Source organism: Serratia sp. CY37869 (assembly GCF_052168895.1).
GTDB lineage: Bacteria > Pseudomonadota > Gammaproteobacteria > Enterobacterales > Enterobacteriaceae > Serratia > Serratia ureilytica.
The window spans coordinates 1,667,711-1,690,475 of sequence record NZ_JBJNLU010000001.1; the positions used below are offsets into that span (position 1 = coordinate 1,667,711).

Annotated in this window: 22 protein-coding genes; 14 read left to right on the forward strand and 8 right to left on the reverse strand. The window is 62.2% G+C overall.

Going from position 1 to position 22,765, the window contains the following annotated elements; translation table 11 throughout:
- Nucleotides 1-20 precede the first annotated feature (20 nt).
- The 5 genes from fecI to ydfG all read left to right on the forward strand — a co-directional run bounded on the left by fecI (nt 21) and on the right by ydfG (nt 5,560).
- Nucleotides 21-545 (forward strand): ferric citrate uptake sigma factor FecI, encoded by a 525-nt coding sequence (gene fecI / locus ACJ8J1_RS07925; RefSeq protein ID WP_025302726.1) that lies wholly within the window; start codon nt 21-23, stop codon nt 543-545.
- Nucleotides 542-1,498, forward strand: coding sequence for a ferric citrate uptake sigma factor regulator FecR (gene fecR, locus ACJ8J1_RS07930; RefSeq protein WP_033642992.1), 957 nt, complete (start codon nt 542-544; stop codon nt 1,496-1,498). Before fecI ends, fecR begins: the two co-directional genes overlap by 4 nt.
- A 114-nt stretch (nt 1,499-1,612) precedes the next feature.
- Nucleotides 1,613-3,964: a TonB-dependent Fe(3+) dicitrate receptor FecA gene (gene fecA / locus ACJ8J1_RS07935; RefSeq protein WP_033642991.1), complete on the forward strand. Its 2,352-nt coding sequence runs from the start codon at nt 1,613-1,615 to the stop codon at nt 3,962-3,964.
- A gap of 199 nt (nt 3,965-4,163) precedes the next feature.
- The gene (locus tag ACJ8J1_RS07940) at nt 4,164-4,685 is read left to right on the forward strand and encodes a GNAT family N-acetyltransferase (RefSeq protein WP_033642990.1); all 522 of its coding nucleotides are present in this window, start codon (nt 4,164-4,166) and stop codon (nt 4,683-4,685) included.
- 125 nt (nt 4,686-4,810) lie between these two features.
- On the forward strand, nt 4,811-5,560 hold the full coding sequence (gene ydfG, locus ACJ8J1_RS07945; protein ID WP_033642989.1) for a bifunctional NADP-dependent 3-hydroxy acid dehydrogenase/3-hydroxypropionate dehydrogenase YdfG: 750 nt from the start codon (nt 4,811-4,813) through the stop codon (nt 5,558-5,560).
- 36 nt (nt 5,561-5,596) lie between these two features.
- On the opposite strand, the gene ACJ8J1_RS07950 is transcribed toward ydfG, so the two are convergent.
- Nucleotides 5,597-5,923, reverse strand: a complete 327-nt coding sequence (locus tag ACJ8J1_RS07950) for a YnfA family protein (protein ID WP_004938563.1) — start codon at nt 5,921-5,923, stop codon at nt 5,597-5,599.
- Between the two features lie 148 nt (nt 5,924-6,071).
- Here ACJ8J1_RS07950 and ACJ8J1_RS07955 point away from each other — a divergent pair, with 148 nt between their 5' ends.
- Together ACJ8J1_RS07955 and ACJ8J1_RS07960 are read left to right on the forward strand one after the other, a co-directional pair.
- Entirely contained in the window at nt 6,072-6,440 is a 369-nt protein-coding gene (locus ACJ8J1_RS07955) for a DUF1283 family protein (RefSeq protein WP_033633135.1), read from the forward strand.
- A gap of 89 nt (nt 6,441-6,529) precedes the next feature.
- Nucleotides 6,530-6,829 (forward strand): DUF1161 domain-containing protein, encoded by a 300-nt coding sequence (locus ACJ8J1_RS07960; protein ID WP_033642988.1) that lies wholly within the window; start codon nt 6,530-6,532, stop codon nt 6,827-6,829.
- Between the two features lie 52 nt (nt 6,830-6,881).
- Here the strand turns inward: ACJ8J1_RS07960 and ACJ8J1_RS07965 are convergent, their stop codons facing one another.
- Nucleotides 6,882-8,369, reverse strand: a complete 1,488-nt coding sequence (locus tag ACJ8J1_RS07965) for an MDR family MFS transporter (protein WP_033642987.1) — start codon at nt 8,367-8,369, stop codon at nt 6,882-6,884.
- A 509-nt stretch (nt 8,370-8,878) separates the two neighbouring features.
- Between ACJ8J1_RS07965 and ACJ8J1_RS07970 the strand changes: the two genes are divergently transcribed.
- The 5 genes from ACJ8J1_RS07970 (at nt 8,879) to clcB (ending at nt 13,740) form a co-directional block, all read left to right on the forward strand.
- Entirely contained in the window at nt 8,879-9,595 is a 717-nt protein-coding gene (locus tag ACJ8J1_RS07970) for an ABC transporter permease (RefSeq protein ID WP_033642986.1), read from the forward strand.
- Nucleotides 9,596-9,659: 64 nt separating this feature from the next.
- The gene (locus ACJ8J1_RS07975; RefSeq protein ID WP_223524993.1) at nt 9,660-10,517 is read left to right on the forward strand and encodes a glycine betaine ABC transporter substrate-binding protein; all 858 of its coding nucleotides are present in this window, start codon (nt 9,660-9,662) and stop codon (nt 10,515-10,517) included.
- 9 nt (nt 10,518-10,526) lie between these two features.
- Nucleotides 10,527-11,177, forward strand: a complete 651-nt coding sequence (gene osmW / locus ACJ8J1_RS07980; RefSeq protein WP_015377782.1) for an osmoprotectant ABC transporter permease OsmW — start codon at nt 10,527-10,529, stop codon at nt 11,175-11,177.
- Entirely contained in the window at nt 11,174-12,313 is a 1,140-nt protein-coding gene (osmV, locus tag ACJ8J1_RS07985; RefSeq protein WP_033642984.1) for an osmoprotectant ABC transporter ATP-binding protein OsmV, read from the forward strand. The genes osmW and osmV overlap by 4 nt, the downstream gene beginning before the upstream one ends.
- Nucleotides 12,314-12,438: 125 nt before the next feature.
- Nucleotides 12,439-13,740, forward strand: a complete 1,302-nt coding sequence (gene clcB, locus ACJ8J1_RS07990) for a voltage-gated ClC-type chloride channel ClcB (RefSeq protein ID WP_033642983.1) — start codon at nt 12,439-12,441, stop codon at nt 13,738-13,740.
- Here clcB and ACJ8J1_RS07995 read toward each other — a convergent pair.
- Nucleotides 13,737-14,129: a helix-turn-helix domain-containing protein gene (locus tag ACJ8J1_RS07995; RefSeq protein WP_033642982.1), complete on the reverse strand. Its 393-nt coding sequence runs from the start codon at nt 14,127-14,129 to the stop codon at nt 13,737-13,739. The genes clcB and ACJ8J1_RS07995 overlap by 4 nt on opposite strands.
- A 69-nt stretch (nt 14,130-14,198) precedes the next feature.
- Between ACJ8J1_RS07995 and ACJ8J1_RS08000 the strand changes: the two genes are divergently transcribed.
- A complete protein-coding gene (locus ACJ8J1_RS08000; protein ID WP_033642981.1) occupies nt 14,199-14,693 on the forward strand; it encodes a DUF2938 family protein in 495 nt (164 codons plus the stop codon).
- Nucleotides 14,694-14,698: 5 nt separating this feature from the next.
- On the opposite strand, the gene bioD is transcribed toward ACJ8J1_RS08000, so the two are convergent.
- The 3 genes from bioD to ACJ8J1_RS08015 form a co-directional block, all read right to left on the reverse strand.
- The gene (bioD, locus tag ACJ8J1_RS08005) at nt 14,699-15,364 is read right to left on the reverse strand and encodes a dethiobiotin synthase (RefSeq protein ID WP_033642979.1); all 666 of its coding nucleotides are present in this window, start codon (nt 15,362-15,364) and stop codon (nt 14,699-14,701) included.
- Between the two features lie 144 nt (nt 15,365-15,508).
- Nucleotides 15,509-16,726 carry a sugar metabolism global transcriptional regulator Mlc gene (gene mlc, locus ACJ8J1_RS08010; protein ID WP_033642978.1) on the reverse strand — a complete coding sequence of 406 codons (1,218 nt, stop codon included), beginning with the start codon at nt 16,724-16,726 and terminating at the stop codon, nt 15,509-15,511.
- A 159-nt stretch (nt 16,727-16,885) separates the two neighbouring features.
- Nucleotides 16,886-17,776, reverse strand: coding sequence for a LysR substrate-binding domain-containing protein (locus tag ACJ8J1_RS08015; protein ID WP_033642977.1), 891 nt, complete (start codon nt 17,774-17,776; stop codon nt 16,886-16,888).
- A 147-nt stretch (nt 17,777-17,923) separates the two neighbouring features.
- On the opposite strand from ACJ8J1_RS08015, the gene ACJ8J1_RS08020 reads away from it, so the two are divergent.
- Nucleotides 17,924-19,192: an MFS transporter gene (locus tag ACJ8J1_RS08020; RefSeq protein ID WP_169539675.1), complete on the forward strand. Its 1,269-nt coding sequence runs from the start codon at nt 17,924-17,926 to the stop codon at nt 19,190-19,192.
- 50 nt (nt 19,193-19,242) lie between these two features.
- Here the strand turns inward: ACJ8J1_RS08020 and ACJ8J1_RS08025 are convergent, their stop codons facing one another.
- Together ACJ8J1_RS08025 and ACJ8J1_RS08030 are read right to left on the reverse strand one after the other, a co-directional pair.
- Entirely contained in the window at nt 19,243-20,529 is a 1,287-nt protein-coding gene (locus ACJ8J1_RS08025) for a glycoside hydrolase family 10 protein (protein WP_033642975.1), read from the reverse strand.
- A gap of 126 nt (nt 20,530-20,655) precedes the next feature.
- Complete coding sequence (locus ACJ8J1_RS08030; RefSeq protein ID WP_033642974.1) at nt 20,656-22,452, reverse strand: glycoside hydrolase family 3 N-terminal domain-containing protein; 1,797 nt, start codon at nt 22,450-22,452, stop codon at nt 20,656-20,658.
- Nucleotides 22,453-22,765: the final 313 nt, after the last annotated feature.

Below are 22,765 nucleotides of genomic sequence, written 5' to 3' on the forward strand. Positions count from 1 at the left end.
TGACCAGCAATGCGAAAACCATGTCCGCCACCGCTTCCGCCCCGCACACCGCGCTGTCGCGCCTTTACGCCACCCATCATGCCTGGTTGCAGGGATGGTTGCGCCGGCGGCTGGGCTGCGCGTTCGACGCGGACGATGTGGCGCAGGACACCTTCATGCGCCTGCTGAAAAGCGACGCCGCGGCGACCCTGCGCGAGCCGAAAGATTTTCTGGTCACCGTCGCCAAGCGGGTGATGGTCGATCTGTTCCGCCGCAGAACGCTGGAGCGCGCCTATCTTGAGATGCTGGCGCTGATCCCGGAAGGCTACGCCCCGTCGCCGGAGCAGCGCCAGAGCCTGCTGGAAAGCCTGCAGCAGATCGACGCCATGCTCGACGGCCTGGGGCCGAAGGTAAAACAGGCCTTTCTGTTGTCGCAGCTCGAAGGCCTGGGCTATGCGGACATCGCCGCGCGCCTCGGCGTGTCGGTCAGTTCGGTTAAAAAATACATGGCCAAAGCCACCGAGCATTGCCTGCTGTTCAGCCTCGAAAACGACGTTTATTCATGAGCAACGCCATCACCCCCGAGCAGCGCCAGGCGCTGAAAATGGCCGCACACTGGTATGCCCTGCTGTGCGACGAGCACGTCACCGAACGCCAGCGCCAACAGTGGCAAGCCTGGCACCAGCAGCATGACGATCACCGCTGGGCCTGGCAGCGCGTCGAAGCGTTGCAGAGCCAGCTGCAGGGCGTGCCGGGCAAATTCAGCTATCGCGCGCTCGATCGCGCCGGCCGTCAATCGACGATCGATCGCCGCACCCTGCTGAAAAGCCTGCTGCTGTTGCTCGGCGTGGGCGGCGGCGGCTTCTTCTACCGGTCGCCGCTCGGCCAGGAGCTGCGCGCCGACTACCGCACCGCCACCGGCGAAATCAAACCCATAGTGTTAAGCGACGGCACCCAGCTGGTGCTGAACACCGCCAGCGCGGTGGACGTGCATTACGACGATCGCCAACGGCTGATCCGCTTGCACGCCGGGGAAATCAGCCTGGTTACCGGACGCGATGCCCGGCCGCTGTGGGTGCAGAGCCCGCAAGGGGCGATGCGCGCGCTCGGCACCCGTTTTTTGGTGCGCGAGAGCGGCGGCGAAACGCGCCTGACGGTGCTGGAGCATGCAGTCGAAGCGCAGCTGGCGCAAGACGCGCAACAAAAGCGCCGGGTGAACGCCGGCGAACAGATAAGCTTCAGCGCGGCGGCCTTCAGCGATAAGCAACCGGCTACGGCGGAAGACGGCTGGCTACACGGGGTGCTGAGCGTCAGCCAGTGGCGGCTGGACCGGGTGATCGCCGAACTGGCGCGCTATCGGCGCGGCCACCTGAGCTGCGATCCGGCCGTTGCCGGCCTGCGCGTCAGCGGCAGTTTCCCGCTCAACGATACCGATCGCGCCCTCGCCCTGCTCAGCCAGACGCTGCCGGTACGCCTGCAAAGCTTTACCCGCTATTGGTTGCAAATCGTCCCCGCCTGAATTTTTTAAATGAAAATGATAAAAAATCGCATTCTTGATTGTCCCTTTTGCTTTGCTCATCCGACTCCCAGGAAAACACTGCAGCAATAAATAAAAAATGATTCAGGAGAAGGTATGAACAACGCTTGGGGAAAGGTCGCTCCGGCTTCGCTTTGGGGAAAACGGGCCACGCCGCTGGCCGTGGCCATTGGCCTGGTCTTCGCTGCACCGCAGATGGCGAGCGCCGCCAGCGCCGCTGCCGCCTATCACATTCCGGCCGGTGAGCTGGACGGCGCGCTGAACGCTTTCGCCGCGCGCGCCGGCATCGCGCTCTCGGTGGACGGCGCACTAACCGCCGGTAAACGTTCGCCGGGCCTGAGCGGCAGCTACGGCGTCGATGACGGCCTGAACGCCCTGCTGGCGGGCAGCGGCCTGCAGGCTAAAGCGCTCGGCAACAACGGCTACACGCTGGCCAAACTGCCGCAGCCGCAGAAAGAAGAAGACATCACCGTGGTCGGCGACTGGCTGGCGGAAGGCCGTCAGGCAGACGTGTTCGAACACCCCGGCGCGCGCGACGTAGTGCGCCGCGAAGACTTCGTCAAAACCGGCACCACCACCGTGCGTGAAGCGTTGAACCGCGTGCCGGGCGTGGTGGCCCCGGAAAACAACGGCACCGGCAGCCACGATATGGCGCTGAACTTCGGCATACGCGGCCTCAACCCGCGCCTCGCCAGCCGCTCCACCGTGCTGATGGACGGCATCCCGGTGCCCTTCGCCCCTTACGGCCAGCCGCAGCTGTCGCTGGCGCCGGTCTCGCTCGGCAATATGGATGCGATTGACGTGGTACGCGGCGGCGGCGCGGTGCGCTATGGGCCGCAGAGCGTCGGCGGCGTCGTCAACTTCGTTACCCGCGCCATCCCGAAAACCTTCGGCCTGGAGGCCGGCATGCAGGGGCAGCTCAGCCCGACCTCGCGCCAAGATCACCCCAAAGGCACCGGCAACCTGATGATCGGCGGCACCGCCGACAACGGCTTCGGTGCGGCGCTGCTTTACTCCGGCACCCGCGGCAGCGACTGGCGCGAGCACAGCGCGACCAAGATAGACGACGTGATGCTGAAAAGCCGCTACGCCCCGAACGAGGTGCACACCTTCAACAGCCTGCTGCAATACTACGAAGGCGAAGCGAACATGCCGGGCGGCCTGAGCCGGGCGGACTACAACGCCAACCCGTTCCAGTCTACGCGCCCGTACGACAAGTTCTGGGGCCGCCGCCAGTTGGCGAACTTCGGCTACCAATATCAGCCTGATCAGCAGCACAAGTTCGACGTGCAGAGCTTCTACACCTACACCCTGCGCAGCGGCTATCTGGATCAGGGCAAGAACCTGACGCTGTCGCCGCGCGAATACTGGGTGCGCGGCGTAGAACCGCGCTACAGCCAGAGTTTCCGCTGGGGAGATTCCGCCCATGAGGTCGGCGTCGGCTACCGTTACGTCAGTGAGTCCACCCATGAGCTGCGCTACACCAGCAAGGCCAGCACCGGCAGGCTGCCGTCCACCGCCAGCCCGTACGATCGCGACACCCAGTCCGGCACCGAGGCGCACGCCTTCTATCTCGACGATCGCATCGACATCGGCGACTGGACCATCACGCCGGGCATGCGCTACGAGTACATCAAGTCGTATCAGAACAACTACATCAAGAATAACCGCCTGGACGTCAGCTATAACGCGCCGCTGCCGGCGTTGAACGTGATGTATCACCTGAACGAATACTGGAACCTGTACGCCAACACCGAAGGCTCCTTCGGCACCGTACAATACAGCCAGATGGGCAAAGCGGTCGACAGCGGCAAGATTGAACCGGAGAAGGCGCGCACCTGGGAACTGGGCACCCGCTACGCCGGCGATGCGCTGACCGGCGAGATCGGGCTGTTCCTGATCAACTTCAACAACCAGTACGATTCCAACCAGGTGACCGACAGCGTGACCGCGCGCGGCAAAACCCGCCACGCCGGGCTGGAAGGCAGCCTGCGTTACGATCTGTCGCAGCTGACGCCGAAACTGGACGACCTGACCGCCTACGCCAGCTACGCCTACGTCAACGCCACCATCCGCGAAGACGGCGGCTACAAGGGCAACCAGGTGCCGTTCTCGCCGAAGCATAAAGGCACCCTGGGGCTGGACTACACGCCGGGCAACTGGGCGTTTAACCTTAACGGCGAGTTCCAATCCAACCAGTTCGCCGACAACGCCAACACCGTGGCGGAAAGCGCCGACGGCAGCACCGGCCGCATTCCCGGCTATATGCTGTGGGGCGTGCGCGCCGCCTATGATTTCGGCCCGGAAATGGCCGGCCTGAATCTGGGCGTCGGCGTGAAAAACCTGTTCAACCACGAGTATTTCACCCGCGCCTATGACGACAACAACAAAGGTCTGTACATCGGCCAGCCGCGCACGATCTATCTGCAAGGTTCGGTGAAGTTCTGATCCTCAACGGCGGGCGCGGTTAACCGTGCCCGCCGCCTTTCCCGTCGACGTGACGACGTCACATAAAACCGTTCCTCCGCGTCGCCGCAGCGGCGAAAAATAAGTCGCTTCTGACGCCAATACGCGTAATATCGACGATCCGCCCCGATTTATGTGCGCGGATTTTTTGCCGTTATGGCCTGAAAAGCGAGGAAATAAAATGAATCACAATGACCTTTCTCAGTGCCGCGTTGACACCGACCGTTTGTTGATTGCCCCCTTTACCGCAGCAGACGCCGACGATGTTTACCAGGCGATCACCCCCACGCTGACGCGCTTTATGACCTTTGAGCCGGAGGCGTCGCCGGAAGATTTCGCCAACGTTTGGCAAAGCTGGCTGCCGCTGATGCGCGAAGGCGAAGAAGTGTTCTTCGTCGCCCGCCGGCGCGAAGACCGGCAGTTTGTCGGCGTCGGCGGCGCGCACAACCTGCGCAGCCCCACCCCGGAGCTGGGCATCTGGGTGAAAGAGAGCCTGCATGGCCAGGGCTACGGCCGCGAAATCGTGCAGGGCATCGCGCGCTGGGCCAGCGAGCGCTTTCAGCCGCCGCACTTTCTCTACCCGGTGGCCGAGCAGAATACCGCCAGCCGCCGCCTCGTCGAGTCGCTGGGCGGCGTGCTGGCAGGCCGTTGCGAACGCATCAAGTATGACGCCGTGGTCTACCACCTGCCGCCTCAGCGCTAATCAGCATCGGGCCGCTGGCCCGGTGTGACCTTTTTTCCTTTCCGCCGTGATAACCGCTGCCACTGCCTGCGGGTTTGTGCTAATGATAGAAGCATGTAGGGTAAAAACAGTTGAGGAACAGCAACATGATTATATTTGTTACCGGCGCCACCTCCGGTTTCGGCGAGGCCATTGCGCGCCGTTTTATCCGTGAAGGCCACCAGGTGATCGCCGCCGGGCGCCGCCTTGAGCGTCTCGAAGCGCTGCAGGAAGAATTGGGGGAAGCGCTGCACATCGTGCGGCTCGACGTGCGCAACCGCGCCGCCATTCAGCAGGTGATAGAAGCGCTGCCGGCCGAGCTGCGCCAGATCGACGTGCTGGTGAACAACGCCGGGCTGGCGCTGGGGCTGGAGCCGGCGCACAAGGCCAACGCCGATGACTGGGAAACCATGATCGACACCAACGCCAAAGGGCTGGTGAACATGACCCGCGCGCTGCTGCCCGCCATGGTCGAGCGCAACGTCGGCCACGTGATCAACATCGGTTCCACCGCCGCCAACTGGCCCTATGCCGGCGGCAACGTGTACGGCGCCACCAAGGCGTTCGTCAAGCAGTTCAGCCTGGGCCTGCGCGCCGATCTGCACGGCACGCGCATCCGCGTGACCGATATCGAGCCGGGCCTGGTGGGCGGCACCGAGTTCTCCAACGTGCGCTTCAAGGGCGATGACGGCAAGGTCAATAAAACCTACGAAGGCGCCGATGCGCTGACGCCGGAAGACATCGCCGAGTCGGTATTCTGGGTCGCCACGTTGCCGGCGCGCGTCAACATCAACACGCTGGAAATGATGCCGGTCAGCCAGTCCTTCGCCGGGCTGAACATCCACCGCGGCGCCTGAGCCCTGTCGGCGGGAGGCAACTCCCGCCGTGTTTCCTCAGGCCGCGCGCCAGCCGGAAACGATAATCAGCATGCCCGCCAGCGCCACCCCGGCGCCGACCCAATCCAGCGCAGACAGCTTCACGCCGTCCACCACTCGCAGCCACAGCAGCGCCGTCGCCACATACACGCCGCCATAGGCCGCGTAGACCCGCCCGCTGGCCGCAGGATGCAGCGTCAACAGCCAGACGAACAGCATCAGGCTCAAGGCCGCCGGCAACAGCAGCCAGGCGCTGCCCTGCTTCTTGAGCCACAGGTAAGGCAGGAAACAGCCGATAATTTCAGCGAGGGCGGTGGCGAAAAACAACAGCGTAGTTTTTAACATCGGTCGCAGTTTTCTCTCGATAAAGTAAACGAATCGGCGCTTGGCTGGTGAATTCCAGGAGCGCGGTGGTATATTTGTCACCACGCCTGCGGGCGAGGTAACGCCAGTGCCGCCTTCATCAGGCGCACTCACTCATAAGGATGAAACGATGAAAACATTTTCGACCCAACGACTGCTGCGCGGGATGCTGCCGGTCGCCATGCTGGCCGTAATGGGCGCCTGGCAGGCGCCGGCGCTGGCCGCCACCTGCACTCAGGGCAGTACCTGCGTCACCGTCGATGGCAAAGGCAGCGGCGCGATGAGCACCGAAGAAGCGCGCCAGAGCAAAGAGCAGTGGAATGATACCAAATCCCTGCGCCACAAGGTTAACACCCGCGTCGAGAAAGAATTCGACAAGATCGATCGCGCGGCGGATGACGAAGATCGCTGCAACGACAGCAACAACGTCAACGCCTACTGGGAGCCGGACACCCGTAAATGTCTGGATCGCCAGACCGGGCGTCGGATTAATCCTTAATCCGCCTGCGGCGGGCGGGCAAGCGTGAAACCCGGCCGCCGTTGCTGCTATCCTGTTACAGGAAGTCCATTGTCTAAAAGGATGACGTGATGAAAAAAACGCTGATATTAACCGCTGTGTTGCTGGCCGGCGCGCCGATAGCGGCCCTGGCCTCCTGCGAAAGCGTGAAAGCGGACATTTCGCAAAAAATCGTCAATAACGGCGTACCGGAGTCCGGCTTCAAACTGGAGATCGTGCCAAACGATCAGGCCGATCAAGCGGGCGGCCAGGTGGTCGGCCACTGCGAAAACGACACCCAGAAGATCGTCTACACCCGCCTGAACAACGGCGACGATCGCGGTGATGCGGCGCAGACCGGCACCAGCCAGGATACCTCCAACACGCAGTAAGCCGCACCGGCTACCCAGGGCGCTCTGCAGCAGCGCCCGCTCCTTCTCTTCCTTACGCCTGTTCCGCCTCTTCCTCTTCGCCCTGCGGCCGACAACGCGCCGGGATCAGCATCGCCGCCGCCAGCGCCAGCAACGACACCAGCGCCGAAACCAGAAACACCCAATGCAGCGAAGCCGCCACTTGCTGGGTCAGCTGCGCCAACGCCTCGCTCCCCATGCTCTGGCGCACTGCCGGTTCCATCAGCCGCTGCACCGGATCGTCAATCTCCGGCAACCGCCACTGCAGGTTGAGATTCAGCGTCGCGCCCAAAATCGCGGTGCCGATGGCCGAGCCCACCATGCGGGTAAACACCGTACAGGCGGTGGCGATGCCGCGAATGCTGTAATGTGCCGCGTTCTGCACCGAAACCAGAAACGTGGTATTGCACAGCCCCATGCCGGCGCCGACCATAAACGCCGCCACCCGCCCCCACAGCAAGCCGCCCTCCGGCTGCAGCAGCAGCAAGATCAGGCCGCCCGCCACCAACAACAGCGCGCCCAGCAGCGCCGTGGCGCGGTACGAGGTCATCAGCATCAAGCGGCCGCTCAGCGTGCTGGCCAGCGGCCACCCGATCGACATCAGCGCCAGCGTGGTGCCCGCCTCCAGCGGCGAGCCCCCCATCACGCCCTGAATGAAGGTCGGCAGAAAGGCGCTGATGCCCATCATCGCCGCGCCGATCACCAGCCCGCCGATGTTACCGGCGACGATCACCCGGCTTTGCCACAGCGCCAACGGGAACAGCGGTTCGACCGCGCGCCGCTCCTGGCGGACAAGCAGCGCCAGCGCCGCTGCCGCCAGCGCAAACAGCGGCACCACCCACCAGCCCAGGCTTTCCATCTGCAACAGCGCCAGCAGCAGCGCCGAAACGAACAGCGTCAGCCAGGCGGTGCCGGCCAGATCCAGCGCGTGCTGGCGCAATGGCTGATGCGCCGGCAGATAGCGCCAGAGGAAGAACATCGCCAACAGGCCGATCGGCAGGTTGACCCAGAACACCAACGCCCACGGCAAATGTTGCACGATAAACGCCCCCAACAGCGGGCCGATGATCGCCGACACGCCCCACACGCTCGACAGGTATCCCATCACCTTCGGCCGTTCGGTGGCGCTGTAGATATCGCCGATGATGGTAGAGGCGATCGGCATGATGGCGCCGGCGCCCAGCCCCTGCAGCAGACGAAAGCCGATCAGCCAATACATGTCGGGGGCGAAACCGCACAGTACCGATCCCAACAGGAACAGCGTGGCGCCGAAGAAGAACACCCGCTTGCGGCCGTAGAGATCCGCCAGCCGCCCGTAGATGGGAATGGTGATCGCCTGCGACAGCAAATAGACCGCGAACACCCAGCCCAGCAGCGAGAAACCGCCGAGATCGCCGATGATGGTCGGCATGGCGGTGGCGACGATGGTGGCTTCGATCGCCGACATGAACATCGCCAGCATGCAGGCGATCAGAATCAGCGGGCGGTGAGCGATGGGTGCGGGTGAAACGTTATTTGTCATGGCGTTATGCAGGTTTCCTGGCGTTTTTGTTTTCCCTGAGTATATCAGCAAGCGCCTACACCGAGTCTATCCGCCCTCACATCCCGTCTTCGCCGACGGCGGATCGCACCATTTGGACTTGTTGTTACGGCGTAACGTTATGCGGCGGATTTTTTTCACTTTCCCCCCATCCCAGCGCTGACGCGGGCTGACACGCCGATTGGCGCAAACTCAATCACCTGATTTTGTTCATAAAACTTGGCACGGTCAACGACAGAGTGCTATACATTCCCTAGCCGGGGTCGTTGGGCTTCGTGCTTTCTCGGGTTTAAATATCAGTATCTTATGCTGATTAACTCACGTATTGAGCCTACGTTCAGCACGCTGTGCCGAACGCACCCTTCGCTCAATGTCGCTAACCTCATGCGAAACGCCCGTTTTGTACCGCCACGCCCGCCGGGCCGTGGGTAACAATCAGAGCGGAATGCGCCGTCTCGTCGGCCGCTCCGCGCAACGGAGGACGCAACATCATGCACAAGTCAGCGCCATACCGGCGCCTGCTCCTCGGGAGCCTGTTGTTTATCGCCGTCATCGCACTGCTGGTTTACGGCATCGGTTGGGACACCCTCAAGTCGCGCCGGGAAGATTTGATCTACCTCGGCCAACAACACATGTTCCTGGTGGCCTGCTCCATGCTGCTGTCGCTGCTGGTCGGTATTCCCAGCGGTATCTTGCTGAGCCGCCCTTTCGCCCGCCGCTGGGCGGAACACGTGATGCAAATCTTCAACGTCGGCAACACCCTGCCGCCGCTGGCGGTGCTGGCGCTGGCGATGGTGATCATCGGCATCGGCGATCGGCCGGCGGTGGTGGCGCTGTTCCTCGCCTCGCTGCTGCCCATCGTGCGCAATACCTATGCCGGCCTGCGTTCGGTGCCGCCGGCGCTGGTCGAGGCCGCCAACGGTATTGGCATGACCGCCGGGCAGCGGCTGCGCCAGGTCGAACTCCCCAACGCCCTGCCAGTGATCTTCGCCGGGATACGCATCGCGATGGCGATTAACGTCGGCACCGCGCCGCTGGCGTTTTTAATCGGCGCCAGCAGCTACGGCGAGCTGATTTTCCCCGGCATCTACCTGAACGACTTCCCGACGCTGATCCTCGGCGCCGCCGCCACCGCGCTGATCGCCCTGCTGCTCGATCTGGCGCTGGCCGGTCTCGGCCGCCGGCTCAGCCCGCACACCGCATCCTGATGGGAGAAACGCGATGACTCGATGGTTACAACGACTCCGCCACGCGCTGCTGTTCTCCTTGCTGATGACCGGCGCGGCCGCCTGGGCCGCCCCGCTGACGCTGGCGAGCAAGAACTTTACCGAACAGCGCATTCTGTCGGCGATCACCGTGCAATACCTGCGGGCCAAAGGTTTTCAGGTCGAACCCAAGACCAACCTGGCCACGGTGATCACCCGCAACGCCATGATCAACAAGCAGATCGACATGACCTGGGAATACACCGGCACCTCGCTGATCATCTTTAACCACATCAATAAGCGCATGACGCCGCAGGAAACCTACGACACGGTGAAAAAGCTCGACGCCAAACTCGGCCTGGTGTGGCTGCAGCCGGCGGACATGAACAACACCTACGCCTTCGCCATGCAGCGCCGGCGCGCGGAAAAAGAGCAGATCCGCACGATGTCGCAGCTGGTGGCCAAAGTGGAACAGGTGCGTAAAACGGACCCTAAACACAACTGGCTGCTGGGGTTGGATCTGGAGTTTGCCGGCCGCTCGGACGGCCTGAAACCGATGCAGGCGCTGTACGACATGCCGCTCGATCGCCCGCAAATTCGCCAGATGGATCCCGGCCTGGTCTACAACGCCATCCGCGACGGCTTCGTCGACGCCGGGCTGGTGTACACCACCGATGGCCGGGTGAAAGGGTTCGATCTGCAGGTGCTGGAAGACGACAAGGGCTATTTCCCGAGCTACGCGGTCACGCCGGTAGTGCGCGCCGACGTATTGCAAAACACGCCGGGGCTGGAAGCGGCGCTGAACACGCTGTCGAAACAGTTCAACAATCAGGTGATCACCGAGCTTAACGCCAAGGTGGATATCGACTACCAGACGCCGCAACAGGTCGCCGACGCGTTCCTCAAGCAGCGCGGCCTGATTTAAGGAGGCATGATGAATACCTTACTCTACGCCTGGCAAAACTGGGCCTATATCGCCGGGTTGACGCTGGAACACCTGCTGCTGGTCGGCGTCGCCGTGGGTCTGGCGATCCTGATCGGCGTGCCGCTTGGCGTGCTGATCGTCCGCCACAAATGGCTGGCGACGCCGGTGCTGAGCCTGGCCACGCTGGTGCTGACCGTGCCCTCCATCGCCCTGTTCGGGCTGATGATCCCGCTGTTTTCATTGATTGGCCACGGCATCGGCTACGTGCCGGCGATCACCGCGGTGTTCCTCTACTCGCTGCTGCCGATCGTGCGCAATACCCACACCGCGCTCGACAATCTGCCCGGCGGGCTGCGCGAAGCCGGCCGCGGCATCGGCATGACCTTCTGGCAACGGCTGCGCTGGGTGGAAATCCCGGTGGCGCTGCCGGTGATTTTCGGCGGCATCCGCACCGCCGTGGTGATGAATATCGGCGTGATGGCAATCGCCGCGGTGATCGGCGCCGGCGGCCTCGGCCTGCTGCTGCTCAACGGCATCAGCAGCAGCGACATTCGCCAGTTGATTACCGGCGCCGTGATGATCAGCCTGCTGGCGATCGTCCTCGATTGGTTATTGCACCGCTTGCAAATTGCGCTAACGCCCAAGGGGATCCGCTCATGATTAAATTGGAAAATCTGACCAAACAGTTCATGCAAAAGAACGGCACGCCGTTCAACGCCGTCGACAACATCAATCTGGACGTGCCGGAAGGCGAAATCTGCGTGCTGCTCGGCCCTTCCGGCTGCGGCAAAACCACCACGCTGAAGATGATCAACCGCCTGATCGAACCCACCGGCGGCACCATTCTGATCAACGGCGAAGACACCAGCGCGCTGGATACCGTCAGCCTGCGCCGTAAAATCGGCTACGTCATCCAACAGATCGGTCTGTTCCCCAACATGACCATCGAGGAGAACATCACCGTGGTGCCGCGCATGCTGGGCTGGGACAAAAAACGCTGCCACGCCCGCGCCGAAGAGCTGATGAGCATGGTGGCGCTGGATCCCAAGCGCTTTTTGCACCGCTACCCGAAAGAGATGTCGGGCGGGCAGCAACAGCGCATCGGCGTGATCCGCGCGCTGGCGGCCGATCCGCCTGTGCTGCTGATGGATGAACCCTTCGGCGCGGTAGATCCGATCAACCGCGAAACCATCCAGAACGAGTTTCTCGACATGCAGCGCCAGCTGAAAAAGACCGTGATGCTGGTCAGCCACGACATCGACGAAGCGCTGAAGCTCGGCGATCGCATTGCGGTGTTCCGCCAGGGTAAAATCGTGCAGAACGCCAGCGCCGATGAGCTGCTGGCGCGGCCGGCGAACGAGTTCGTCGCCTCCTTTGTCGGCCAGGATCGCACGCTGAAGCGCCTGCTGCTGGTGCAGGCCGGAGACGTGGCAGGCCAACAAGAGACGGTGACGGTGCGCCGGGAAACGCCGCTGGTGGAGGCGTTCGGGCTGATGGACGATATCGACGCCCGTTCAGTGACGGTAGTGGACGCCGACGGCAAGCCGCTGGGCTACGTCAAACGCCGTGAGGCGCGCGGCGCGCCGGGGGTGTGCGCCGACAGCCTGCACCGTTTCCGCGTCACCGCCCGCGCGGAAGAGAACCTGCGCGTGGTGCTGTCGAAGCTGTACGAACACAACACTTCCTGGATGCCGATCGTCGATGAAGACGGCCGCTACAGCGGCGAAATCTCGCAGGATTATATCGCCGACTACCTCAGTTCCGGCCGCACACGCCGGGTGTTGACGCCGCAATAACCCACGCCGGGGCGCTCGCCGCCCCGCCCATGCCGCAGTTTGCTAAAGATTCACTGGTCATCGGCCGGAGCGCCAAGCACAATGCGCTGATGACCCTTTGATTTTTCTCACGACGCCGCCCACGCATGAAAAGATTGGTCCACCTGCACCACTATCGCGCCCTACTGCGCAGCCTGCTTATCGCCGTATTTATCGGCGTCGCCGCCGCCCTGGCGGTGTGGCTGTTTCACCGTTCGATGATTGGCCTCGAGTGGCTGCTGCTCGGCAATGCCGACGGCAGCCTGGTAGCCGCCGCCGCCGCGCTGCCCGGCTGGCGACGCGCGCTGACGCCCGCGCTGGGCGGTCTGGCGGCGGGCCTGCTGCTGTACATTCACCAGCGCTACCGCCACCAGCGCCCGGCGGCGCCCACCGACTATATGGAAGCGATTGAGACCGGCAACGGCAAGCTGGATACCGGCGCCAGCCTGGTGAAGTGTCTGGCGTCGCTGCTGGTGGTGTCGAGCGGCAGCGCCATCGGCCGCGAAGGCGCGATGATCCTGCTGGCGGCGCTGGTGGGATCGCTCTTCGCCCAGCGCTTTACGCACGAGAAAGAATGGAAACTGTGGGTGGCCTGCGCCGCCGCCGCCGGGATGGCCAGCGCCTACCATGCGCCGTTGGCGGGCAGCCTGTTTATCGCCGAGATCCTGTTCGGCACCCTGATGCTGGCCTCACTCGGCCCGGTGGTGATCGCCGCAGTGAGCGCTCTGCTGATGACCAACCTGCTCAACGGCGGCCAGGCGCCGCTCTACCTGGTGACGCCGCTCTCCGCTCCCTTGCCGACGCAATACCTGCTGATGGCGCTGGTCGGCGTGGTGGCCGGCGCCGGCGGGCCGCTGTTTTTGTGGTTGATGACCGCCAGCGGTCGCGCCTTCCGATCGCTGCGCCTGAAGCCGCCATTGCAGCTGGCGTTGGGCGGCCTGATCGTCGGGCTGCTTTCGCTGCTGTTTCCGCAAGTGTGGGGCAATGGCTACAGCGTGGTGCAGGCGCTGCTGATCGCGCCGCCGGGGGTGTTGCTGCTGGGCGCGATCCTGGTGTGTAAACTGTTGGCAATCCTCGCCAGCAGCGGCTCGGGCGCGCCCGGCGGGGTCTTCACCCCGACGCTGTTCGTCGGCGCCGCGCTCGGATCGATAATCGGTCAGCTGTTCGGCCTGTGGCCGGGCATGGATGCGGCGGTGCCGCTGCTGCTGGCGCTGACCGGCATGGCCACCCTGCTGGCCGCCACCACCCATGCGCCGATCATGGCGGCGCTGATGGTGTTTGAAATGACCGGCGAATACGCGCTGCTGCCCGGCATTCTGCTCGCCTGCGTGATCGCCACCACCGTGTCGCGCGGCCTGCGGCCGATCTCGGTGTACCACACGGCGCCGCTGCCCAAGCGCGAGGTTTAGAACTCACCCTGCTGCAATATTTTCCTGAACTGCGGGCACTGCAGGTGCTCGGGTTCAGGGCAATCAACCATGTGCCGCAGCCCGTCGCGCACCTGTATCAGGCGCTGGATATGGCGATCCAACTCATCCGCCCGCGCCGCCAGCAACACGCGATCGAGCGCGATTTTGCCCCGTTCGTCAAACAAGGCGCTCATCTCATCCAACGTAAAACCGGCCAGGCGCGCGAGGGCGATCAACCGCAGTTGATCGAGCACCCCGGCGGCGTATTGACGGCGCAAACCGTGGCGGCCTATCGACGCGATCAGCCCCTTTTTCTCGTAATGCCGCAGCGCAGAAGGCGCGACTCCGCTCAGGCGCGCCACCGCGCCGATATCCAGTTCTTTTGCCATTGACTTGAAGCCGGCTTTAAGTTGCACACTGTGCGCACCTTATCACGTCACTGAGCCAAGGACACCCCTATGACCCCCGATTTGTTATTGCGCATTCTGTTAACCGGCGCTGGCGCCACCCTCTGCATGGATTTGTGGGCGTTGCTGCTGAAGCGGCGCTTCGGCATCCCTTCCCTCGATTACGCGCTGGTGGGCCGCTGGTTTCTCGGCATGTTCGACGGCCGCTGGTTTCACGCCACCATCGTCACGGCGCCGCCGCGCCAGGGTGAGAGAAAAATCGGCTGGATACTGCACTACGCCATCGGCTTGGCGTTCGCCTTTATCCCGCTCGGTTTGGCGGGCATCGAGTGGTATGCGGCGCCGGAACCGCGCATCGCGCTGTTGAGCGGCTGGCTGAGCCTGGCGGCGCCGTTTCTGGTGATGCAGCCCGCGCTGGGCTTTGGCGTGGCGGCGGCGAAAACCGCCAATCCGCGCAGAGCGCGGCTCCTCAGCCTGCTCACCCACACGGTGTATGGGCTGGGCCTGCTGATCGCCGCCCGGTTGTTGGCGACGTTCTGCGCCTGAATGGGCTACAGCAACGTGGAAATATCGAGGTAGTGCGCCAGTTCGCGCTGCTCCGCGCGCGGCAGATACGGAATTTCACCCAGCAGCGGCGCGGAAATGCGCTGCTGCAGCGCCGTGATGGTTTCGGCATAGTGCGCCAACCCCGGATTGATGCGGTTGGCCACCCAGCCCAGCAGCGGCAGGCCGTCGTTGATGATCGACTGCGCGGTCAGCAGCGCGTGGCTGACGCAGCCCAGCTTGATACCCACCACCAACACCACCGGCAGTTGCTCCTGCACCACCCATTCGGCGTACGGCCGCAGATCGTTCATCAGCACGCGCCAGCCGCCGCTGCCCTCTACCACCACCGTATCGGCTTTGGCGGACAGATCGCGCAGGCCGCTGCTCATCAGGCCGTAGTTGATGTCCTCGGTGGCATGCGCATGAAACACCTCATCCAGACAGGTGATGGGATTGATCTCCTCATAGCACAGCGGCAAGGTGGAAGATGCCTGCAACACCAAAGCGTCTTTATTGCGGATGCCCTCGCTGGTTTCCTGGCAGCGCGCGGCGATCGGCTTGTAGCCCGCGACCGAGCGGCCATCGGCGGCCAGCGCCTGCATCAACCCGCGGGAAACCACGGTTTTACCGACGTCGGTATCCGTGCCTGTCACAAATAAACGCTTCAACATGAATAAAATGCCCCAGAATGCCCCGTTAACAATGTATCGCCGCACCGGCGGCGAAGAAGTCTTGCGGAAAAATTCTAGGGGATGCCGCCACGTAGGGGCTTGAGGTAGCTCAATCTTTTGCAGGATTAATAAGAAGTTCTGATGTTAGCCTTGCAGCAGCTGCACCAGCAATGAACCGTTATACAGCGCCTCTTTCACCAGCGCCGCGCCGGGCATGGTGCCCTGATTGAAGAACTGCGTGGATTCAACCTTGACCTGCTCGCTGTAGGCCGGCAGCGCCTGCTGGCGAATGCAGGAGGCGATGGCCGGGTGCAGGATCTCCGCCGCGCGGTTGAGCGGCGAACCCACCAGGATCTTCTCCGGATTGAACAGGTTGACCATGATAGCCAGAATGCGCCCCACGCTGTGGCCGACGCCGAGGATGATGTCCCGCGCCAGTTGATCGCCCGCCAGCGCGGCGTCGCACAGCGATTCAACGGTCAGCGGCGCGCCGTGCAGGCTGGAGCTCATCGAGCCGCTCAGCCGCTGCTGGGCGATCTCCAGCATGTTCTCGATGCTGGCCACGGTCTCGAGGCAGCCGTGGTTGCCGCAGTAGCAGCGTTTGCCGTAAGGATCGACCTGGGTGTGGCCGATCTCCACCACGCTGTGGCTGCCGGCATGCAGCACGTGGCCGCCGGTGATCACGCCGGCGCCGACGTTGTGGTCGATCACCACCTGAATCACGTTCTGGCTGCCGCGCGAGGCGCCGTACAACGCCTCGGCCATGGTCCAGGCGCTGATGTCGTGTTGCAAATAGACGGGCAGACCGGTCCGGGTTTCCAGCGCCGGGCCGAGCGGCATCTCCAGCACGTCGTAAAACGGCATGCGGTGCACCACGCCCGACTGCACGTCGATAATGCCCGGCAGCGTAATGGCGATCGCCGTCAACCGTTCCAGCTTGCTTTGGTGGCGAATAAAGAATTGATCGACTTCGGTCAGGATGCGTTTCAGCAGCGGTTCGGGATCTTCGGCCGCCAGCGGCAGCAGCTCTTCCACCACCAGTTTGCTGCTCAGATCGCGCAGCGCCAGCGTGATGCTGCCGCGGCTGATGCGGGCGGACAGGTAGTGCCAGGCCTCGGTGTCCAGCACCAGCCCCACCGCCGGGCGGCCCCGGCTGCCGATTTCCTGGTACTCGGTTTCCTTGACCAGATGGGCTTCCAGCAGTTCGCGCACGATCTTGGTGATGCTGGCGGGCGCCAGCTGTGCGCGTTTTGACAGTTCGATGCGCGAAATCGGGCCCAGTTGATCGATTAGCCGATAAACCGCCCCCGCATTGGTCTGTTTGATTTGATCAATATGCCCAGGCTGCCCAACCGCAATCACAAACCGGCTCCTACTATTTTTCGCGCTTCTAAATAAAGACTAGGGGTTATGGTGGGGCTTTTGTCATACAGCGTCAACTATTTGATTCGTTATGTGATTTGCTGCACAAATTCCTCGCAATTTCAGCGCGAATTGATTTTTATTTGCCCAATCTCAACGTCATTTCAGCATCAACGCCATCAGCGCCTGCGCCGCAGCGGTCAGCGGCCGTCGGCGGTGATGCACCAGCCACACTTCGGTCGTGGCGTCCGGCTCCGCCAGCGGCAAATAACGCACGCCGTCCACCCGCACCCGGGCGAAAGACGCAGGCAGAATCGAGACCCCCAATCCGGCGGAGACCAAACCGATGATGGTCATCGCTTCCCCCACTTCCTGAGTGATATACGGGGTAATGCCGGCCTTGCCGAGCAGCAGCAGAATTTCGTCATACAGCGCCGTGCCCACTTCGCGCGAGAAGAACACGAACGGCTCCTGCGCCAGGTGTTGAAAACGCAGCGCGCCGCCGGGCGTTTCCGCCAGCGGATGCCCCTCCGGCACCACCGCCAGCAGCGGTTCGCGCAGCAGCAGCTGATAGTGCAGCGCTTCCGGCAGCCGCGTGTTGCGCATTACCCCCAGATCCAGCTCACCGTTCAGCAGCGGTTCGATCTGCTGTTTGGTGTTGATTTCGCGCATCTTGATGTGCACCTGCGGAGAATGCTGACGGAAAGCGCGCAGGCTGCGCGCCACCACGCCGATAAACGGTGCGGAAGAGGTAAAGCCGATGGTCATTTCCCCCAGTTCGCCGCGATCCAGGCGCGCCGCCTTTTCCGCCGCGCGGCCGACCTGATCGAGCACCTGATAGGCTTCTTTGAGGAACATCTCCCCGGCCTGCGTCAAGCTGACGTTGCGATTGTTGCGCGCCAGCAGCCGCGCGCCGACCATATCCTCCAGCGCCTGGATTTGCTGGCTGAGCGGCGGCTGGGAGATACGCAGCCGCTCCGCGGCGCGGCCAAAATGCAGCTCTTCCGCCACGGCGATAAAGTAACGCAGGTGTCTCAACTCGATATTCATATTTAAAAAGTCTTAATTGTAATTATTAATATATTAGACAAAAAAATCGCCGCTCCCTATCATTTTGTTATCTGCAAAGTGTCTGTTTATCTCCCCGAAGTTCGGTAAGGAAACGCTGTGACAACCCCTGTGCGTTCTGCGGCCGTGATGCCGTCGACGCTGGCCGCCAACGATGACGCGGCCGCTGCGCCAAAAGTAAAACGCTCCACCCTCAACAACAAACTCCCCTATATCGAACGCGGCACGCCGCAGTTTATGCGCGTAACGCTGGCGCTGTTTTCCGCCGGGCTGGCGACCTTCGCGTTGCTTTACTGCGTGCAGCCGATCCTGCCGGTGCTGTCGCAAGATTTCGGCGTCTCGCCGGCCGAAAGCAGCCTGTCGCTCTCGGTCTCTACCGGCCTGCTGGCGATCGGCCTGATGTTCACCGGGCCGCTGTCCGACGCCATCGGCCGTAAGTCGGTGATGGTGGTGGCGCTGTTGCTGGCGGCAGTCTGCACGCTGATTTGCGCCTTTATGACCAGCTGGCACGGCATTTTGCTGATGCGCGCGTTGATCGGCCTGTCGCTGAGCGGCGTGGCGGCGGTCGGCATGACCTATCTCAGCGAAGAGATCCATCCCAGCTTCGTCGCCTTCTCGATGGGGTTGTACATCAGCGGCAATTCGATCGGCGGCATGAGCGGCCGCCTGGTGACCGGGGTGTTGACCGACTTCTTCTCCTGGCGCGTCTCACTCGGGGTCATCGGTCTGTTCGCCCTCGCCGCCGCCTTCATGTTCTGGCGCATTCTGCCAGCTTCGCGGCATTTTCGCGCCAGCTCACTGCGCCCCCGCACGCTGCTGATCAACTTCAAACTGCATTGGCACGATAAGGGGCTGCCGCTGCTGTTCGCGGAAGGCTTTCTGCTGATGGGCAGCTTCGTCACCCTGTTCAACTACATCGGTTATCGCCTGCTGGCGGATCCTTATCATCTGAGCCAGGCGATCGTCGGCCTGCTGTCGGTGGTCTACCTCACCGGTTCCTACAGCTCGCCCAAGGCCGGCGCGCTCACCTCGCGCTTCGGGCGCGGCCCGGTGCTGCTGGCGTCGATCGTGATTATGCTGATCGGGATTCTGATTACCGCGTTGCCGCAGGTGCCGGCGATCTTTATCGGCATGATGCTGTTCACCGCCGGTTTCTTCGCCGCCCACTCGGTGGCCAGCAGCTGGATCGGCCGCCGTGCGCGCCGCGCCAAAGGCCAGGCGTCGTCGCTGTATCTGTTCTGTTATTACGTCGGCTCAAGCGTGGCCGGGACCCTCGGCGGCGTGTTCTGGCACAGTTTCGGCTGGAATGGCGTGGCGGCGTTCATCAGCCTGATGCTGTTGCTGGCGCTGCTGGTGGTGCATTACCTGAAGCGCCTGCCGGAAGCGGCGCGCCTGTGAATAAAAAAGCCGCGGTGGATTACCGCGGCTCGCTATGCCAATGCCGGTGATTATTGACCGGTTTTCCAGCGGGTGCGCAGGTACTCCACGGCCTTATCCGTTTGCGGCTCGGTCAGATAACGTTGCCGGAACAGGATGGTTCCCCCCATCCCCGGCAAGCTCTCGTTGAGATCCAACTGCCTTTTCAGCTCAGGAACGCCGCCGTCGACGGTCCATGCCGGTTCGCTCGCCGATGGCGTGCCCACTTTATACAGCGCCACCCCGGCATAAAGCCGAACCGGCGTGTCTTTCACCACCTCGGCCCACCAGTTGGCCAGCACGTCGTAGCGAACTATTTCACGATCGAAAGGCCAGTACAGCTGCGGTGCGATGTAGTCGAGCAGCCCCAGTTTGACCCACTGGCGCGTATCGGCATAGGCCGCATCGTACGATGGCGCGCCGGCCTGAGTCGCCGAGCCGGCGGGATCGTCCGCTTTGTTTCGCCAGACGCCCGCCGGGCTGACGCCAAACGCGACAGCGGGCTTTAGCGCCCTGACGGTGGCTGAAACCTGTTTTATCAATTGCAGCGTATTGTCTCTTCGCCAACTGGCCTTGTCTGCAAACCCTTTGCCGTATTCGCGATACGTCTTTTCATCATCCAGCGGCGATTGCGGCGTCTCATAATAGAAATAATCGTCAAATTGAATGCCGTCGACGTCATAGTTTTTGACGACTTCCGCCACCACGCCGGTGATCCAGTTGCGCACATCGGGTAAGCCAGGATCGAGCGCAAAGCGGTCGTTGGCCGTACGTATCCAGTCGGGATGCAGCGCATAGACGCTGGCCGGCGGGGACTGCAGCGTTTGATTAAGCGCATCAATCGTTTGCTGCCGGGTATTCATGGAAACCCGATAAGGATTCAGCCAAGCGTGCACTTTGATGCCGCGCCGGTGCGCTTCTTTCAGCATAAAGGCCAGCGGATCGTAACCCGGATCCTGGCCCACGGTGCCGGTCAATACCTCCGACCAGGGCAAGATGTCAGAACGCCACAGGGCCGTTCCGTCCGGTTTAACCTGAAAATACACCGTGTTAATCCCGGTTTTCACCATGTCGTCCAGTGCGTCCGTCAGCGCCTGCTGCTGCAGGCGAATTCGCTCTGGCGCGGTTTCCGCTTTCAGGGAGGCCGCCGGCGGCCAGTCCAGCCCCATGACGGTGGCCAGCCAGATGCCCCGCATCGGTGTGACCGGCGGTGCAGGCTGCGGAGGCTTTTCCGGCTCAGGGGGTTTGGCGCATCCGCTCACGCCCAGCATGGCGGCCATCAACAGCCATCCGCCTAGTTTTGTTGCGCCTGTCGGCATAAATGTTCTCCTTCCGTGAGTGACGGTTATCCCATGTCGTATCGTGCAGAGCAAGAAACCGCCCGCTTTCTCAACGCTATCCCGCGACCGGCGTCGCCCTTTCTGACGACGCCGGTACTTGTCCCATTACCAGCTCAGCCCGGTCCCGCGAGGGAACGCCACCTTGCCCGTATTGGTTTCCTCATCGTAGTCATGCCAGGTGTTGACCGGCAGTTTTCCGTGCGGTGTGATTTTTCCCGTCAGCACCTGCGCCAGAGATATCATCGAGGGACCGCGCCATACGCCGCTGTCATACCCGTAGTAAGAATAGGTGGCGACGGCTGCATCCACGTCTGCGGCATAGTTCACGATATCGTAAGGCGCGCGCAATGAGAGGTGAACGCGTTTTTTCCCCTGCTCGGCGGCGTATTTCAACCAGCCCGGATAAGGACTGGAATCATTAGCCGCCCCGGTTGCGGAGGTCACGACCCCATCCTGCTCGGCAGGCGTAAAGCGGGTCGAAAGCGTGCCGAGCAGGAACACGTCGCAATCGGCAATATGCGCCCTGATTTGGGCATCGCTCAGTTCCGTTTCCTTCGCGGCAACGACGTTCTGGTAGCCCTCCTGCGCCATCACGTTAGCGATGCCTTTGGCCTGCTCACCCCACGGGGTCAGGATAAAATAGCGCAGCGCCTTGTCTTTCAACGGCAGCAGGCTGTGGCGGTTAATGACCACGGTAATGGAGCGATCGGCGATGCGTTTTTCCAGCTTATGCGCTGAGGACGAAACGCTGCTGGAACAAGGGGCCTCGCGATGCCCCATCAGGTGATGGCGTAATTTGAGGCGCAAAATGCGCTCGACCGAAGCATCGATATGGGCCTCGCTGAGATGCCCTGTTTTCACCCGGTCCGCAAGGTAACGAATCAGGTCCGGCAGCAGGTTAGCCTGGGCCGGCGAAGCGATGCTGACAGGCATCAGGGCGATATCCACCCCGGCGGCAAAGACGTTTTCAGCCGCCCCTTGCTGGCTGAAATGCTCAGCAATCGCCCCCATATCCAGCGCATCTGAAATCGTTACGCCGGCATAACCCAGCTCATCGCGCAGGATGCGGGTCTGAATTTCATGCGACATGGTGGCCGGCACCGTGATTTTTTCGCCGCTGCGGGTGTCGATCTGGCGGTTATCCAGCGCGGGGTACTGAATATGCGCGGTCATGACCATGTCCGGCGCCGCACAGCGGTCAATGGCCTGTTTGTAAGGCGCGATATCGATGGCAAACGCCTCTTCCCGCGTACGGTCGACGCGCGGCAAACCGGTATGCGAGTCGGTGGAGGTGCTGCCATGGCCAGGGAAGTGTTTGTAAGCGGTGATAAGCCCTTGCTGCTTCATCCCCGCCACCATTTTCTCGGCCAGGCGGGAAACGGCGTTCTTATCATCGCTGAAGGCGCGAACGTTAATCACCGGGTTGAACGGGTTGGTGTTGACGTCCACAACCGGTGCAAAGTTGGTATTGATATGCAACGCGCGCATATCCTGGGCCATCAGTTCGCCCTGTTCAACGGCGAGCTGTTTATCCGCGCCGCCCTCAATCGCCGCGGCGAGTGCCATATTGCCGGGGAATGAGGCATAGTCGCCGCGCGGCAGCCGGAAAACGTTACCGCCCTCGTTATCCGTGCCAATGAACAGGCGGATGCCGGCGTGGGTTTTCATCGCGGCATACCAGGCCGTTAACGTATTGATCTGCTGCTTATCTTTCAGATTATTGGCAAACAGGATCACCCCGCCCACATGGTTATCGGTGATCAGCTTGCCAATGGCTTCATCGGGAACGGTCATATCCTGATTGCTGCTACCGTTCCGATCCCAGTAGCGAAAATCCAGCATGATTTTTTGCCCGATCTTCTCTTCCAGCGTCATGTTTTTGACTTTCTGTTTAATATCCACAGTAAACCTCCTGTTAAAGCACCCGTTAATGACAGAAGAAAAGATAACCCCAAGGGCTCATAGCGTCCTGCCATTCTGTTTGTTCCAGCGTTTGGACAACGGCAAACGGGAAATGGATTAAACAGAAGACAAACGAACAGGAAAAAATCCATCAATGAATCAAAACCATAAGAAGAGCAGGTTTATTTTCGACAATCACACTTGCCCGCATGCGTAGCAGACGAGCGAGAGAATTCCCCCTGCTGCCCGCCCTGTTTCCCCCTGGTAAGCCGGGTGGGCAGTTAAGCCGAGTATTGTCCCATTGCCGATGTTG